This is a genomic window from Paenibacillus sp. 05T425 (assembly GCF_056396205.1).
On sequence record NZ_JBFTLA010000020.1, the window covers coordinates 1 to 14,911 of the forward strand.

The 14,911-nt window shown below is 50.6% G+C and carries 14 protein-coding genes and 1 pseudogene; 3 read left to right on the top strand and 12 right to left on the bottom strand.

Annotated features, from left to right (window positions below):
* The first annotated feature begins 258 nt into the window (after positions 1-258).
* Positions 259-630 (top strand): DUF3992 domain-containing protein, encoded by a 372-nt coding sequence (locus AC1DF0_RS29205; protein WP_442049693.1) that lies wholly within the window; start codon positions 259-261, stop codon positions 628-630.
* A gap of 42 nt (positions 631-672) precedes the next feature.
* Positions 673-1,011 (top strand): DUF3992 domain-containing protein, encoded by a 339-nt coding sequence (locus tag AC1DF0_RS29210; protein WP_477576898.1) that lies wholly within the window; start codon positions 673-675, stop codon positions 1,009-1,011.
* A gap of 1,316 nt (positions 1,012-2,327) precedes the next feature.
* On the opposite strand, the pseudogene AC1DF0_RS29215 reads toward AC1DF0_RS29210, so the two are convergent.
* The 3 genes and pseudogenes from AC1DF0_RS29215 to AC1DF0_RS29225 form a co-directional block, all read right to left on the bottom strand.
* Positions 2,328-3,017 (bottom strand): annotated as a pseudogene (locus AC1DF0_RS29215) (hypothetical protein); the annotation flags it as partial.
* A 272-nt stretch (positions 3,018-3,289) separates the two neighbouring features.
* Positions 3,290-4,051 carry an SDR family oxidoreductase gene (locus AC1DF0_RS29220; RefSeq protein WP_477576900.1) on the bottom strand — a complete coding sequence of 254 codons (762 nt, stop codon included), beginning with the start codon at positions 4,049-4,051 and terminating at the stop codon, positions 3,290-3,292.
* Positions 4,052-4,154: 103 nt separating this feature from the next.
* Entirely contained in the window at positions 4,155-4,745 is a 591-nt protein-coding gene (locus AC1DF0_RS29225; RefSeq protein ID WP_442049697.1) for a Crp/Fnr family transcriptional regulator, read from the bottom strand.
* A 311-nt stretch (positions 4,746-5,056) separates the two neighbouring features.
* Between AC1DF0_RS29225 and AC1DF0_RS29230 the strand changes: the two genes are divergently transcribed.
* Complete coding sequence (locus AC1DF0_RS29230; RefSeq protein ID WP_477576903.1) at positions 5,057-6,463, top strand: GNAT family N-acetyltransferase; 1,407 nt, start codon at positions 5,057-5,059, stop codon at positions 6,461-6,463.
* A gap of 45 nt (positions 6,464-6,508) precedes the next feature.
* Here the strand turns inward: AC1DF0_RS29230 and AC1DF0_RS29235 are convergent, their stop codons facing one another.
* The 9 genes from AC1DF0_RS29235 to AC1DF0_RS29275 all read right to left on the bottom strand — a co-directional run bounded on the left by AC1DF0_RS29235 (position 6,509) and on the right by AC1DF0_RS29275 (position 14,757).
* Positions 6,509-7,597, bottom strand: coding sequence for a serine hydrolase domain-containing protein (locus AC1DF0_RS29235; protein ID WP_477576905.1), 1,089 nt, complete (start codon positions 7,595-7,597; stop codon positions 6,509-6,511).
* Positions 7,598-8,096: 499 nt separating this feature from the next.
* Positions 8,097-8,438 (bottom strand): DUF1801 domain-containing protein, encoded by a 342-nt coding sequence (locus AC1DF0_RS29240; protein ID WP_477576907.1) that lies wholly within the window; start codon positions 8,436-8,438, stop codon positions 8,097-8,099.
* 36 nt (positions 8,439-8,474) lie between these two features.
* On the bottom strand, positions 8,475-8,876 hold the full coding sequence (locus AC1DF0_RS29245; RefSeq protein WP_442051025.1) for a VOC family protein: 402 nt from the start codon (positions 8,874-8,876) through the stop codon (positions 8,475-8,477).
* Positions 8,877-8,987: 111 nt separating this feature from the next.
* The gene (locus AC1DF0_RS29250) at positions 8,988-10,238 is read right to left on the bottom strand and encodes an RNA polymerase sigma factor (protein WP_442051026.1); all 1,251 of its coding nucleotides are present in this window, start codon (positions 10,236-10,238) and stop codon (positions 8,988-8,990) included.
* On the bottom strand, positions 10,238-10,669 hold the full coding sequence (locus AC1DF0_RS29255; RefSeq protein ID WP_442051027.1) for a YciI family protein: 432 nt from the start codon (positions 10,667-10,669) through the stop codon (positions 10,238-10,240). Before AC1DF0_RS29255 ends, AC1DF0_RS29250 begins: the two co-directional genes overlap by 1 nt.
* A gap of 211 nt (positions 10,670-10,880) precedes the next feature.
* Positions 10,881-11,786 (bottom strand): ATP-binding cassette domain-containing protein, encoded by a 906-nt coding sequence (locus tag AC1DF0_RS29260; RefSeq protein ID WP_477576910.1) that lies wholly within the window; start codon positions 11,784-11,786, stop codon positions 10,881-10,883.
* Complete coding sequence (ssuC, locus tag AC1DF0_RS29265) at positions 11,735-12,538, bottom strand: aliphatic sulfonate ABC transporter permease SsuC (protein WP_442051029.1); 804 nt, start codon at positions 12,536-12,538, stop codon at positions 11,735-11,737. The genes AC1DF0_RS29260 and ssuC overlap by 52 nt, the downstream gene beginning before the upstream one ends.
* A gap of 14 nt (positions 12,539-12,552) precedes the next feature.
* Entirely contained in the window at positions 12,553-13,695 is a 1,143-nt protein-coding gene (gene ssuD / locus AC1DF0_RS29270; protein ID WP_442051075.1) for an FMNH2-dependent alkanesulfonate monooxygenase, read from the bottom strand.
* 75 nt (positions 13,696-13,770) lie between these two features.
* Positions 13,771-14,757 (bottom strand): sulfonate ABC transporter substrate-binding protein, encoded by a 987-nt coding sequence (locus AC1DF0_RS29275; protein ID WP_442051076.1) that lies wholly within the window; start codon positions 14,755-14,757, stop codon positions 13,771-13,773.
* Positions 14,758-14,911 lie beyond the last annotated feature (154 nt).

Sequence of the window (14,911 nt, forward strand, 5' to 3'; positions counted from 1 at the left end):
CTTCGTGATCCCCGTCCTGCTTCATACTCCTTCAGAATGGCTAATTTCTCTTCCCCGCAGTACTCATTTATTTGAGACATGAAAAAACTCCCCTTGATAAACAGGTTTTTATTATTTCACCTGTCTACCTAAAGGGGAGCATATCATTAGCGGTCGGCCTTTTTTTAATTTTGAGGGGACATAACGGCTAGTATCCAAGCATGCAAGCTATCGCCTGCATTTAATAGGTAGATACCATATATGGGGAGGTACTTGTCTATGTCTTGCAACAATAGCTCGGCGGCCCTAACCTGCTGTACGGAAAAAAACTTCGTTCAAGATAAAGTATGCGCGCCATGGAGCGGAACGGTTGTCGCAACCGATGTTGAAATCGTCGTATTCACCAATAACATCAATCAAAATATTGTAGGCACAGGTTATGTACAGTACGATGTAGGACCTGCTGCTATAACAGTCAACTTTCTCGATAGCGCAGGCAATGCAATTAACCCTACCCCCTTCACTTTAACGCCGGGAACGAGCATGGCTTTCACTTATCGCCGCTTTAGCGAGATTCAAATCATACTGCCAGGCGCAAGCGCCGGTACTTATCAAGGCGAATTCTGCATAACAACTCGTTATTCCATTTAGTAAGGGGTAGAAAGCAACTCTAGAGGGAGGCATGAGAAAACGATGTGCGCAAATACGACGCTAACTTGTTGCTCAGACAAAACTTTCGTGCAAGATAAAGTTTGTATCAACTGGCAATTTACTGCTGGGGGCAGCCAAACGGTTTTTACAAATAATCTATCCCAAAATATTAATGCATCCGGCTATGTCAAATTCGAGAGCGGCGCGGGAATCGTTACCGTTAACTTCATAAGAACCGGTGTAGTTACCCCTATTCAACAAATCGTCATCACCCCTAGCAGCAGCGCAACGTTCACCGTCGCAAGGTTCGATACGATTGCCCTTGTCGCAACAGCAGCCGGTCAAGGCGAGTTCTGCATCACAGTCCGTTATCCCCTATAACTAGCAAAGGTGGTTGCTCCGCTCGGTTGAGTTGGAGAACCACCTATTTTTGCATGCTGTTTATTAACTGGCAATGTAAGGATTATGAGTGTGCAGCGAGGTCGAGACAACGTATTTCCCCTCTACATATGAAAACTCGTTAGCATTCTGGACAGATACTCGTACGATATGGATCGATCTTCCGATAAAATTAACGGTATTTCCTGGCTGAATCACGAATTGTCTATCCTCCTCGCCGACAATGTCTACGATTAATGGATTCGTACTATTGCCCGAAGAATACACGCTGACTTGGATAATATTGGCATAACACTCCACACCCGACTGCCATATTTGAAACGAGGGCTGGACGCCTTGAACAAGTATGCTTCCGCAGCACTCCTTATCAATAAGTTGCTCGCATCTTGTGGGCGGAATTGGCGGAACGGGAGGAATAGGCGGCCACGGCGGGATTGGAGGGTGCGGATGCGGCTTGCAGCAGCGTTCGTGATGGCAACAGTCTTTTTTTCTACAGCATCTATGCTTTGTTCTACATTTGCGGCGACATCTTTTTCTACATTTGTAGGGATTCATACGAAGAGAAAAGGGTATGGTGAACAATCGTCTTTTTCTTCTGTACTTTTTGATCACACGTAATCCTCTCCCTTCGCTCGCATATGAACGCCACATCTTATAGTAAATGTATTTATTGCAGGTATGGTTAACAACTCTTAGGACGTAGAGCGAATAATAGTAGAATGCCTAGTTCTTAATAGGCGTCTAGCCTTGGTAACAGAATTGTACGGTTACGTGATCTCATGCACAGACCATACAATCCCGTTCGGCGGTCCTCCACCGATATTCACGTTAACGGTAAGTCCATTAGCTACATAATACAGCCCGATAACATCACCTGCGTTCAACGTCACTTCTCCAGCTAACGTCACTTCCCCGCTTCCAAGCACCGCTCTTAGCGTTAATAAGAGAACAATACTCACGTTCAACACCGGCAGCAGGCCTGTAATAAGGGAGGTTGTGGTCGGGGAAGATCTTTGTACTTGAAAATAAGGATTAACCCCTGCCCCAAGGCTAACATTAAGCGCCGCTGTCATCGCGTAGTTAATCGTTGCAAGGATCGTATATCTGCCTGTGTTAGGAATGGTGTAATTTCCTGTCACGGCATTGAAGTTAGCATTGCCGTAATAAGGACTGGCAGTCGACCAGTTCGTAAGCTGCGCAGATGCAGCCAGCGTAACGGTCGACAAGAAAGCTGAAAATCCTTGAGCCGCGAAGTTAGGTCCTGTCGCTCCTGTTGCTCCCATTGCTCCTGTTGCTCCTGTTACTCCTGTTGCTCCTGTTGGACCCGTCGCTCCTATTGCTCCTGTTGCTCCTGTTGCTCCTGTTGGACCTGTAAGCCCAGTCGAACCTGTTAACCCAGTTGCACCCGTCGGGCCTGTAGCTCCTGTTAGACCTGTCGCTCCTGTCGGACCGGTTGGACCTGTCGCTCCTGTTAGACCTGTTGGACCAGTTGCTCCTATTGAACCGGTTGGACCTGTAACTCCTGTTGGACCTGTAACCCCAGTCGGACCTATCACCCCGGTTGCCCCAGTCGCTCCAGTTTCACCCGTTGGACCAGTTGGGCCTGTAATACCAGTTAGACCAGTCGCACCCGTTGCTCCGGTTGGACCTGTTAACCCAGTTGCACCCGTCAGACCGGTAACTCCTGTAACTCCAGTCGAGCCCGTCACCCCGGTTGAACCAGTCGCTCCTGTCTCACCCGTCAGGCCTGTCGCTCCTGTTGGACCTGTCGACCCGATTGCACCGACTTCACCCGTTGGACCGGTTGGACCTGTAGCTCCCATTAAACCTATCGCACCTGTAGCACCAGTCCCACCCGTTGCACCTGTTGCTCCTGTAGCCCCCGTTGCTCCCGTTATTCCTTTTTTAGGCTTAAGTCCATCACAACTTAACCCGCCTGCGCATGAGCTGCCCGCCTTACATTTGGGATTGCTGCAATACATATTCATAGACCTTCTGGGCCCCCGTCACAATAGTCGTCATCCCGCATCCAATTTCCCCAACACTCCCGAAACCCACATATGATTAGTTAATGGATTCTTTTCATCTAGTGATTGTACTCTCATCTGTATTACACACAAAAACTTCTATAAAAGAGCATAGGTTCGTCTACCAAGGCCCTCAATTCCACGCATAAAAGGAGCAACACAGGACTGTTCATCCCGCACTGCCCCTCCATTATGTCAACCTTATAACGCCTGAACCATTCATCATTCTAGATTCACAAACCGTGCTTCATAATCCGATAGGCCACCTTTGGCATAAAACGATGCAAATAATAGAGCAGCTTCGTCTTGCCTACATGCAGCACAAGTCGTCCTTTGATCACTCCCGCAATCATCTGATCAGCGAAAGCATCGGCACTAATCTTGCCTTTGCCTCTTCCTCGCACCATATCCGTGTCCACAAGCGGCGGCAACACTTCAAATACTTGTATTGATGATTGTTCCAACTGATACCTAAGCGATCTGGTAAATGTGGAAACAGCAGCCTTGGTCGCACAATAAATTGCCGCTCCCGATTTCGGAGCGATCGCCAGTCCCGACGATAGATTAATGATGGCCGCTTCCGAGCGCAATGAAAGCATAGGAATCAACAACGAGCATAACCTTACAACCGCTACAAAGTTAATCTCCAGTTCATGATGAATAGCATCCAGGGAAGGCGGATCCTGATCGAAGCGCGCATGGTATTGAATACCCGCATTATTAATTAGCACCGAAAGCTCCGGATACTCCGCCTTCAGCCACTCCGCAAGCAATACCCGCTGCTCCTCCACACCAATATCGCAAGCATGAATGGCCAGCTCAGGAATAGCTTTTTGGGCACTTTCTAGCTTGCTCACATCCCGTCCAACGATAATCACTTTATTCCCCATTCGAACAAGCTTTTTCGCAACCGCCAACCCGATCCCAGATCCGCCGCCCGTAATCAACACTGTATGGCCCGTCAACCTCAATCCGCCCACTCCCTCATTATTCATACGTACACGACTGCTACCTGCCTTTGGAGGCAAGAAGCAGTCGTATCGCAGTGAAATATGAGCTTATTGTAGCTTCACCCGCAGCGAGCTTCATTAACATAGGTTAAGTTTTCGATTGATGGACGATTCGGCTTAGCGAAACCGGACTAATACCCAAATAGGATGCGATAAAATACTGCGGAATGCGCGCTTCGAGTCCTGGGTACTTCATCTTAAACGCTTCCAGACGCTCTGCCGCGCTCAAGTAGAGCAACTCCCGCTCTCGCTCTTCTTTCTTTCGGTATAGCTGCTCCACACTATGACGCAAGAAGCGTTCCCAATAACGACTCCGGTCCGCAAGTTCCAGCAGCAGCCCATACGGAATTTCAATGACGAGCGCTTCCTCTAGCGCCTGTATGGAGAAATAGGAAGGCTCACCGCTAATCATCGCCCCATAGGACGTAACGAAATCCCCTTCTATCGCGAAGCTCTTCGTGAACTCCTTGCCATCGTCCAACGTATAGAAAAAACGAAATAATCCCTTTATGCAGAAGTATGCGCAATGAACCGTTTCCCCTGCCCGCACTGCAAAATAGTCCCGTTTCAACCTTCTGACCATTGTCCCCTTCACGAATATATCCCAGTCCTGGTCAGGAACGACTAATGGGCCCATCAGCTTTTTCAAAGCGTCATACTCTTCCCGACTTTCTTCCACAAAGCTCACCTCGCTTATGGTTATTGCTGCAAATCCACTCATATGAAGTATTCGGCTTCCTATGCCTACCTCCTGCGACGGTAACAATCGCTTTAATCTGAATTGTACCTTGATGTCACAGGGCAAACTGGCTGACAATGTGTAACGAGGGAATGAGTACAATGGCAAACGCAGTTCCAGTCGCCTCCCTACGACAACTTGAAGGAGTGATGGTGTTTGAACAAGATCCTTAATAGACAAGAGCCAATGAGAGGTCGTATCGCGCATTTTTAAAACACACCTCTCATTAGGCAATGGGAGGCAAGCAGGCAATGATGTATTTAAGAAATATGATTCGGGGTAAGGTAAGCCCTATTCCGTCCGAGCAATTGCTTGAATTATGGGAGCACGATGCAGGTACGCTGAAGTTTTGGAGAGCTAGCAGCAACTTTGTTTATATCTTCGAGCGCAGCGGAACACGATATTTCCTCCGTTTTATCCACGAAGAAGATAATACGCCCCAGCAAATTGGGGCCGAACTTGACTTCATCCTTTATTTGATCGCACAAGGTTATCCGGCCGCCGCCCCGGTCCGTTCGAAGAACGGGCAATGGTTAGAGACTATATCGACCGATCATGGGCGTTATTTCGGAACGGTATTCGAACAGGCCAAAGGCTCGTATATTCCTCTCGAGAAAATGTCCGACGAACACCTGACTAGCTGGGGAAAGGCTCTAGCGTCGCTGCATCATTTATCCGAAACGTACTGCCCAGACACAAATTCGCGAAAGAGTTGGGACGACGCGCTGCATTTCGTTGCATCGGTCTTGCAGCGTTACCCCGAAGAGACCGCGCTTAAGCATGAACTCTCAAGCTTGCACGAACAACTCCGAGCGCTGCCAATCGGTGAGGGACATACCGGACTTATTCACTATGATTTCGAGACCGATAATATGTTTTATTCGTCTGATGAGGCGCTATATTACGCCATTGATTTCGATGACGCGATGGTTCATTGGTTCATGATGGACGTGGCGTCCGCTGTATCCGATCTTCTCGAACAAGATAGTGAAGAAGCAAAACGACAATTAGACTTGTTCCTTGCTGGATACAGATCAATTAAACCATTGGATGAATTTTATATAGAACGAATTCCCCTGTTTCAGAAGTTCTCCGATCTCTATTCATTCGCCAGGCTGCTGCGCAGCATCGAGGGAATGGACGATGCGACATCACCCGAATGGGCCACTGCGCTGCGAGATAAGCTGTTGCGGATATGCGGTCAAATTCGCGAAAGATATAGCCCGGCAGTCAGACTCGCGCCAATCGACCATACCAATTGGTACGCCTGCTCCTCGCTTGAGGTAACAGAAGAACAGCGAAGCGTATTTCCCAGCCCCGCCGTCTATTGGCTGGCAGAATCCGCTTATTGCGGATTCACTCCGCTGGCTATTTATGCGGGCGAACAATTAATCGGCTTTACCGTTTATGCCATTGATCCCGACGATGGCGCTTACTGGATTATGGCTTATATGATTGATCACAACTTTCAAAATAAGCGCTTCGGGAAATCCGGCATGCTTGAGCTCATTCGTTATATAAAAGAGAAGCACGGTTGCAGCAGTATCATGCTCGGTCATCGACAAGGCAACGAGCGGGCAGCCCGCTTATATGCATCTCTCGGATTCGTTATCGCCGACCAGTCCGAGCAAGAAATCATCCGCAAGCTGCATCTGTAATGCCTGACAACCGCCGAGCAATCGGCGGTTGTCTCGTTCCTCGGCTTAAATAATTGGCCAGCCATACTCCTCGCTCACTTCTCTAATGACTTCACCGACTAACGATTCATCCTGGTGTTTCCCCGGTTCTGCGTTCATCATGACGACAATACCGCTCTTAAGACTCGAAAATGACACCATCTTGCATTGATACCCGACGCCCCAACCTTGCGAAAAGAAACAAGGCATGCCAGCGGCATCAGGAAGGAAAACACCTAGCCCCACTCCCGGCGCCAGACCATAGCTCGTCAACATTGCTCGCGCTAGATCAGGGCGCAATATTGACGCAACGCTTCCTTCCCAAGCGCGAATAATCTCCAAGGTCAACGCAGCGAATTCAGCTGGCGTCGTCCATAGGCCTGCCCCCGACAGATTGGGATAGTGCCACTTCTTCCCTACAACTAGGCAGCCGTTCTTGTCATGCCCTGCTGCTGCATTCTCCACAAAGCGCGCATTAGCATATTCCCCATCTACTGTTTCGCCATTCCAAAATAAGGTACGTTTTAATTCCAGTGGTTCTATAACCAGCCTGCTCATTGCACTTGCGAAAGACTCGCCCGTAATGTCCTCAATGAGCTGCTCCAGAACGGTATAGCCAGCATCCGAATAAGAGAACCGGCTGCTCGGTACTTGTCTTACCTCTACTGGATCCGGATTATACGCTGTATGTCCCGATAGTAGCCGCTTTGGCGAAGGAAAGTCATCCTCCCCATTATGAACATCGAAGCTTCCGTCAGGATCTACGATACCCGCGTGGTGAGCAAGCAGACTCGCTACAGTTACCTTCTCCTGGTCCGTATATGTATTGTCAGGAACCTGCCACGATGTCAAATACCGATTGACGTCAGATTCCGCATCAAGCAATCCGTCCTGTACTAATCGCAGCACTCCTATTGCCGTCACCATTTTGCTCATGGAGCATGCATGAAAGAGGCTGTCCGCATCGATCGGTCGAAGCCCTCCCGCTTCCAATACGCCCCAACTCTCCGACCACTCCACATAACCATCTCGAATGACCGCTACTCCAATGCCCGGAACGTTGCTCCGCCTCATTCGGTCTTCCAACTTCAGCAGTTGCCCATCATGCCGCCMCACAGAACCATTCCTTTCCCCAGTAAAATAAATAGAACATATGTTCTTATAATTATACCAGTGATTGGAAAAATAATCAATCTTCTTACACTGCGATATGGAGACTGAAGCTAAAGGAAATAGCCTGCAGTGAAAAGGAAAAGGCCGCAAGTCTTTAGCTATTAGGAGGTGAATGGATTTCATATAGGCTAATGGGCGAATTAGGCTGTATGATTTCCATTCAAAGGTACTTGTTCTGCCTACCGTTGTACGATATATCGTATAAACCAACCTTACGGATAGGTCAAATCTGGGTTTTTGATCGAAAAATCGTACAAAATCATCGACTGCGTGGATAGATTGACCACTTTTGTATAATAAATCGTATAAGTTTTTACAGTTTACATCTTGTTTAACTGGCCTTGTGTGAAAAATCGTATAAATTGAGATCAATAAAAAAGGGCTGTCCCAAACGAACATGCCTTAAGACCATGTTCGTTCAGGACAGCCCCTTCGCTTCACTCTATAACGCCCTAGAAGCCTCGCTTACAAGCGGGATAAGCAAGTCAGCATCAACAGATTGGCCTCGCTTAAGCTTGATCGTCTTGCGTTCAGGCGGACCTTCGAATAGCCCATCTGGCAGCGTTAGACCCGTTGTATTGAAAATAATGAAGCTTACCGCATCCTTCGACGTCGATATAGCAGCTGCGTACTTGCCGTTTTTGAGAAAATGAGGCTTCTTATATTGGATACGCTCCTGAACATCCGGAATAGCGCGATGAACAACATCGCGCAGAGCAGCGCTAAGCTCGGCGTGCCACGACTCCGGCAATGCATCAATAAAGTCAGTTACTTCTTGATTCATTTCTCTATTCTCCTCTGCTATCGTTAGTCACACATCCTATTTCGTCTCGTTCACGATCATCCAAGTTACGCCGAATTTGTCCTGCAACTCTCCGTATGAAGCACCCCATGGCTGCTTCTCGAGAGGATACTTCACGACCCCGCCCTCGCTCAGCTTGGCGAAAACTCCCTTCGCTTCGGCTTCGCTCTCAAAGCTTAGCGATAGACTCAAGCATCGAGAGCCGGCCACTGGCTCGAAGGAATCCGACATGAACAGCGTGTTGCCGCCTGCAACCGACATTGCCAAATGCATCACCTTGTCCTTGAATGCCTCTGGAATACCAGGCGTATGAGCATGCATCATGACAGATATGATCTCTCCTCCAAGCGCTTGCTTATAGAACTCCGCTTGCGTTCTAGCATCCTCCGACATTAGGTAAGGGGTTAGTAACACGTTCATTTTCTCATCAACCTTTCTCATTTCTTAGTAGTTGGAACTTGGCTTTCTACTAAGACGACGAATGGAAAGGAATGAAATCTACACGCTTCACAAAAAAATATTTCGACTCGGTTAACCGCATTCCTCGGCCCGTCTCAAGAGCAGCTCGCGTTCGCGTTCATTGCGCGTCAGCGAGGCAGCCATCTCGAACTGCTCGCGCGCCTCGGCAGCTCGTCCCAGCTTGACGAGCAGATCTCCTCTTACGCTCGGCAGCAAATAATAGGTCGCAAGCGCAGGCTCTGAGGCTAGCTCTTCGACCAGCTGCAGTCCGAACGCAGGGCCAAAAGCCATAGCAATCGCGACCGCTCGGTTCAGCTCCACAATCGCAGACGGTTGAACGCGCGACAGCGCTTCGTAGAGAGCGGCAATGCGTACCCAATCGGTACTTGCCGCGACCGTCGCCTGAGCATGACAGGCAGAGATGGAAGCTTGAAGCGCATAAGGACCAAGCAGTCCTCCAAACGCACGGGCTCGCTCCAGTGCAGCTAAGCCGCGACGGATCAACAGATGATCCCACTTTGCACGGTTCTGATCCATTAGAAGAATTGGCTCGCCGCTCGCGCCTACGCGGGTTCTGAATCGGGAGGATTGCAGTTCCATAAGCGCAACAAGCCCATGAACCTCCGACTCGCCCGGCGCTATCTCGGCGAGAATCCGGCCAAGCCTCAGCGCTTCGAGACATAAGGTCGGACGAAGCCACTCGCTTCCCGATGTTGCCGAATAACCTTCGTTGAACATTAAGTAGATAACTTCTAGAACCGCCGCCAGGCGTTCCTTCAACGCCTCGCCCGACGGCGCCTCGAACCCGACCCGCTCCGCGCTTAACGTTTTCTTCGCCCGAACGATTCGCTGTGCCACGGTAGGCTCGGGAACGAGAAAGGCTCGCGCAATCTCATCGGTCGTTAGACCGCCAAGCAGCCGCAATGTAAGAGCGACCCTCGCCTCTCGCGACAACACCGGATGGCAGGAAGTAAAAATAAGACGGAGAAGGTCGTCGCCAACCTCTCCATCCACAGCTTTGTTCACGTCATCCTCGGAATACAGCTCGCTTCCTCGTCCGATCTCTTCATATTTCTGATCGCGCAGCTTGCTTCTGCGCAGGTAATCAATTGCGCGCCTTTTCGCTGTCGTCATGAGCCACGCACCTGGATTATCGGGAATTCCCGACTCGGGCCACTTCTCCAGCGCAATCACAAGCGCATCCTGAGCCAAGTCTTCGGCGAGGCTTACATCGCGAACCATCCGCGCCAATCCGGCGATAAGCCTCGCCGATTCAATGCGCCAGATTGCGTCTATCGTACGCCCCGCCAAAGAATCGGTCATTATGATTTAGACCTCTCAATCTGTTCGCGAAGTACAAGCTCCTTGGCCAGCGTCTCCGGATCTTCCATCAGATCATGCAGATCGATAACCTGCCTAAGCTCGATCTGCCCTTCGCCGAAACCGTGCGGATCCGGCATGCGAAGCGCCCACTCGATCGCTTCTTCCCTCGACTTAACTTCTATCAGCGTATAGCCGGCAATGATCTCCTTCGCTTCCGTGAACGGCCCGTCCGTTATCTTCGGCTTGCCGCCCGGCTCCGGATACGAGATGCGAATACCACCGGAGCTCGCATGCAAGCCATCTGCCGCAAGCAACACGCCGGCTTTGACCAGCTCCTCGTTATAGCGCTGCATAGCCTCGATCAGCTCTTGGCTGGGCATCGTCCCCGCCTCTGAATCCTTGCTTGCTTTGACAATCATCATAAATCGCATTATTCATAACCTACCCTCGATATCATGTGAGACTTCATTATTTTTCAGCCTCCATATAGACGACGAACAGATTGACTCAGAATCGACAACGATAGCTATAAATTTCCGCCAACATACTTCTTCATAATACTGGATAATGACTCAAATAAAAAGATCGCAGTAGCGCGCCTATTGGCGATCCCTATGCGATCTTTCGACTTATTTTAATAGATTAGATGTCAAACACAGATTCGCTCTGATCTATGACAGACTGCTCAGCCGGCGTAAGCACCCGGTCGAGAATGAGCTTCTCGAAATATGCGAATCCGCTGTCCTTCACCCGCGGGCGGGCAAGCGTAATCGGTATATCGAGCGCTACCTGCCCTTCGTCGATTAGAATGACCCGATCCGCTAGAGCAACCGCTTCGCTGACATCATGGGTGACAAGAACAGCCGTGAAACCGCGTGTCTGCCATAACCGTTCAATCAGCCGCTGCATGTCAATCCGGGTCAACGCATCTAGCGCGCCTAAGGGCTCATCGAACAGCAGCAAATGAGGATGGCCGACTAACGCTCTCGCAAGCGCAACGCGCTGGCGCTGACCGCCGGATAGGACCGATGGCCACTCCTTAGCCCGATCCGAAAGACCGACTAATTGAAGCGCGGCATATGCCTTCCGCTCCGCATCGGCCGACTTGTCTCCCGCCAGTCCAATCTTCACATTATCAAGAACAGTCTGCCATGGCAGCAGCCTTGCATCTTGAAACATAAACCTCGTATCTTGGTTAATGCCGGACACCGGTTCATCCTGTCTCGTCAGCGAACCGGAGGAGATTGCATCCAAGCCGGCGAGCAGCCTTAGCAGCGTGCTCTTGCCGCAGCCGCTCCGGCCGACAATCGCAATGAATTTGCCCGGTTCGATAGATAGATTAAGGTCGCTTAGTACCTTCTTCTCGCCGAACCGTTTGGAAACGCCTTTCAGCTCGATTGATACGCCGTGTGTCGCTGCTTCGCCGGAAACAACCGGAGCAACCGCTAGGGGTTGCTTAATACTAGCAACCTGCGATTTTTGCGCCGTCTTCCTCTCTAGTTCGAGCTCTTCGACTGCGGCGCTGCTTTTGCGAAATGGGGATGCCATTGCAGCCATCTCCTCTCCAGCCACTTGGCCATTAAATCAGACAGCTTACCCAACAGCGCATACAAAATAATTGCTAGAACGACGACATCCAATTGGAAAAACTCCCGTGCATTCATGGCCATATAGCCGATACCGGAATCAGCCGCGATCGTCTCGGCGACAATGAGCGTCAGCCACATGATGCCGAGCGCGAAGCGAAGACCGACGAGAATCGAAGGCATCGCTCCAGGCAAAATCACTCGGCGATAGAGCTGCCATCTGTTTAGTCCGTAAACGTTGCCCATCTCGATAAGGCCGGTATCGACGGATCTGATCCCGTGAAGCGTGTTTAGGTAGATCGGGAACATAACGCCGAGCGCGACTAGAAATATTTTCGCCGTTTCACCAATCCCGAACCAGGCAATGACGAGGGGAATCATAGCGAGATGGGGAACATTCCGAATCATCTGCAGCGTCGAATCCGTCAGTTTGTCGGATAACCCAATCACACCGTTTAATAAGCCAAGAACGAACCCAATCCCCGCCCCAATTGCGAAACCAATTGCGGCTCTCCAGGTGCTAACGGCGAGCGCCTCAATAAGCTTTCCATTAGCCAGCAGCTCGTACGCGGCTCTGACGACCTGATCCGGCGACGGTAATGTTCTCGTGGAGATCACGCCAGCACTGCTTAACACTTGCCATACGATTACAATGAGTACGGGTATATACCACGGCAACGCGATTGTTGTGAACTTGCTAGCAGAATGTCTCATTTTAACCCTCTCCATTAATGAGCCGAAGCTCTAGGTGTGGGCTTGACAGCATTTGCGATTATTTCGCCAAAAGGACTAATAGACGTCGGGCCGGCTATCGGCTTCCGATCCAGCGACAATAATGGGAACAGCAGCTCCGCCACCCGATAAGCTTCCTCTAGATGCGGATAGCCGGAGAAAATAAACGTTTCGATCCCGAGCGCCTCATATTCCCGCATCCGTTCCGCGACAATCTCCGGACTGCCGACGAGCGCAGTACCCGCTCCGCCGCGTACAAGCCCGATTCCCGCCCAAAGGTTAGGGCTAATCTCCAACTGCTCGCGGCTTCCTTCATGCAGCTTCGCCATCCGCTTCTGACCGACCGAGTCGAAGCGGCTGAAGATGCGCTGCGCTTCGGCTATCGTCTGATCGTCGACGTGCTTAATCAGCTTTTCTGCCGCTTGCCATGCTTCCTCCTCCGTCTCCCTTACGATGACGTGCAGCCGGATGCCGAACCGGAGTGTGCGGCCTTGCGCCTCTGCAAGCTTCCGCATCTCCGCGATCTTGGCAGCAACGTCGGCTGGCGGCTCGCCCCAAGTCAAGTACACATCGACCTGCTCCGCCGCGATTCCCTGCGCTACCTCCGAGGAACCTCCGAACCAGAGCGGCGGATACGGCTGCTGAATCGGCGGATAAAGCACATGACCGCCCTTCACATGCAGATAGTCACCTTCGAAATCCACATTCTCACCCGAAAGCTCCCTCCGCCATATTTGGAGAAACTCGTTTGTGAGGTGGTATCGATCCGTATGGTTCAGGAATAGTCCATCGCCGGCCAATTCAACCGGGTCCCCTCCTGCTACCACGTTAATGAGCAGCCTGCCGCCGGATATGCGATCCAGCGATGCGGCCATTCGAGCCGCCAGTGTTGGCGACATCAAGCCTGGACGTACGGCAACGAGAAACTTCAGACGTTTCGTCGCCGGTACAAGCGAGGACGCTATAATCCAAGGATCCTCGCAAGAAGTACCGGTCGGAAGCAATACGCCTTCATAGCCAAGTCGATCTGCGGCAACAGCGATCTGCTGCATGTAATCGGCATCCACAGCACGAGCGCCTTGGCTCGTGCCGAGATAGCGACCATCTCCATGCGTAGGTATAAACCAAAATACATTCATCATAATCACCTTCACCTTTTTGTAAATTATAAGAATTTATAAGTTTTCTACATAGCCGTTTCTACTTGTATTTGGTTATTTAAGAATGGCATCGTTAATATCCAGTTTCTCTGGAATGAGCTCCAGATTGAAGAACGTATCGGCAATGGCCTGCTGCGCCTTAATCAGCTCTTCATCGATCGGCTGCACGCCGTAATTGCGACGGCCTGCTGCAAGCAGCAGCGACTCTACATCAATACCAAGCTGTGGCGACAGCTTCTCAGCCAGCTCCTGCGGATGATCCTTCGACCAAGCATCGATTTTGTCCGCTTCCTCTAAGAGGATGTCAACGATATCTGGATATTTCTCAGCAAACGTACGAGTGGCAAGATAGAATTCGTGATTCGATACGACATCCTTGCCGTCAGCTAATATCGTGCCGCCTGTAGCCGTCTGTGCCGCAGCGAGGAACGGATCCCAAATGACCCATGCGTCTACGCTGCCCTTCTCGAATGCAGCCCGTGCATCTGCCGGCGGCAGAAACTTCACATCAACATCCTTATAATCGACTCCAGCTTTCTCGAGCTGCTTCACAAGCAAGTAGTGCACGTTCGAGCCTTTGTTCAGCACAACGGTCTTGCCTTTCAGATCGGCAACTGACTTAATTGGCGAATCCTTCGGAACGATAATACCCTCGCTCTGCGGACTAGCCGGTTCATGCGCCAAGTAGACGAGCGGTGCACCTGCAGCCTGCGCGAAGATCGGCGGCGCCTCTCCCGTATGTCCCAGATCGAGACTGCCTACATTAAGCGCTTCGAGCAATTGAGGCCCACCGGGAAACTCAATCCATTCGATCTTAATGTTGCGCTCCTCGCTCAAGCGCTTATCAAGCGCTCCGTCTGCCTTCAAAATGTTAATCGTTCCGTACTTCTGATAACCGATCTTGATCGTAATATCTCTAGTCTCCTTGCCCGATGCCCCTTCATTTGCTTTCTCCCCGTTATTGCCGCATGCCGTCACCACCATCGTTAATGCAAGCAGTGCCGCCGCCACAAACTTTGAAGTCCCCCACTTTTTCTTCATCATCCCAAACCCCTCTCGTCTTCGTTTCTAATCGAATCGTTATAAATAGACAAAGGTCTCCCCACCCGCACCTTCAGTGCGATTAGAGAGACCTCCGGTGGTCCGGTAGCGTCAAATATATAATTAATCCGATGAGTTAACTTGTATATAACGA

Coding starts and splice junctions, on each gene's coding strand:
- AC1DF0_RS29275 (WP_442051076.1), bottom strand. CDS start 14,757: ATGAAGAAAAAGTGGGGGACTTCAAAGTTTGTGGCGGCGGCACTGCTT.
- ssuD (WP_442051075.1), bottom strand. CDS start 13,695: ATGAATGTATTTTGGTTTATACCTACGCATGGAGATGGTCGCTATCTC.
- AC1DF0_RS29245 (WP_442051025.1), bottom strand. CDS start 8,876: ATGAACGTGTTACTAACCCCTTACCTAATGTCGGAGGATGCTAGAACG.
- AC1DF0_RS29255 (WP_442051027.1), bottom strand. CDS start 10,669: ATGCGATTTATGATGATTGTCAAAGCAAGCAAGGATTCAGAGGCGGGG.
- AC1DF0_RS29250 (WP_442051026.1), bottom strand. CDS start 10,238: ATGACCGATTCTTTGGCGGGGCGTACGATAGACGCAATCTGGCGCATT.
- AC1DF0_RS29230 (WP_477576903.1), top strand. CDS start 5,057: ATGATGTATTTAAGAAATATGATTCGGGGTAAGGTAAGCCCTATTCCG.
- AC1DF0_RS29240 (WP_477576907.1), bottom strand. CDS start 8,438: ATGAATCAAGAAGTAACTGACTTTATTGATGCATTGCCGGAGTCGTGG.
- AC1DF0_RS29210 (WP_477576898.1), top strand. CDS start 673: ATGTGCGCAAATACGACGCTAACTTGTTGCTCAGACAAAACTTTCGTG.
- ssuC (WP_442051029.1), bottom strand. CDS start 12,538: ATGAGACATTCTGCTAGCAAGTTCACAACAATCGCGTTGCCGTGGTAT.
- AC1DF0_RS29260 (WP_477576910.1), bottom strand. CDS start 11,786: ATGGCATCCCCATTTCGCAAAAGCAGCGCCGCAGTCGAAGAGCTCGAA.
- AC1DF0_RS29220 (WP_477576900.1), bottom strand. CDS start 4,051: ATGAATAATGAGGGAGTGGGCGGATTGAGGTTGACGGGCCATACAGTG.
- AC1DF0_RS29205 (WP_442049693.1), top strand. CDS start 259: ATGTCTTGCAACAATAGCTCGGCGGCCCTAACCTGCTGTACGGAAAAA.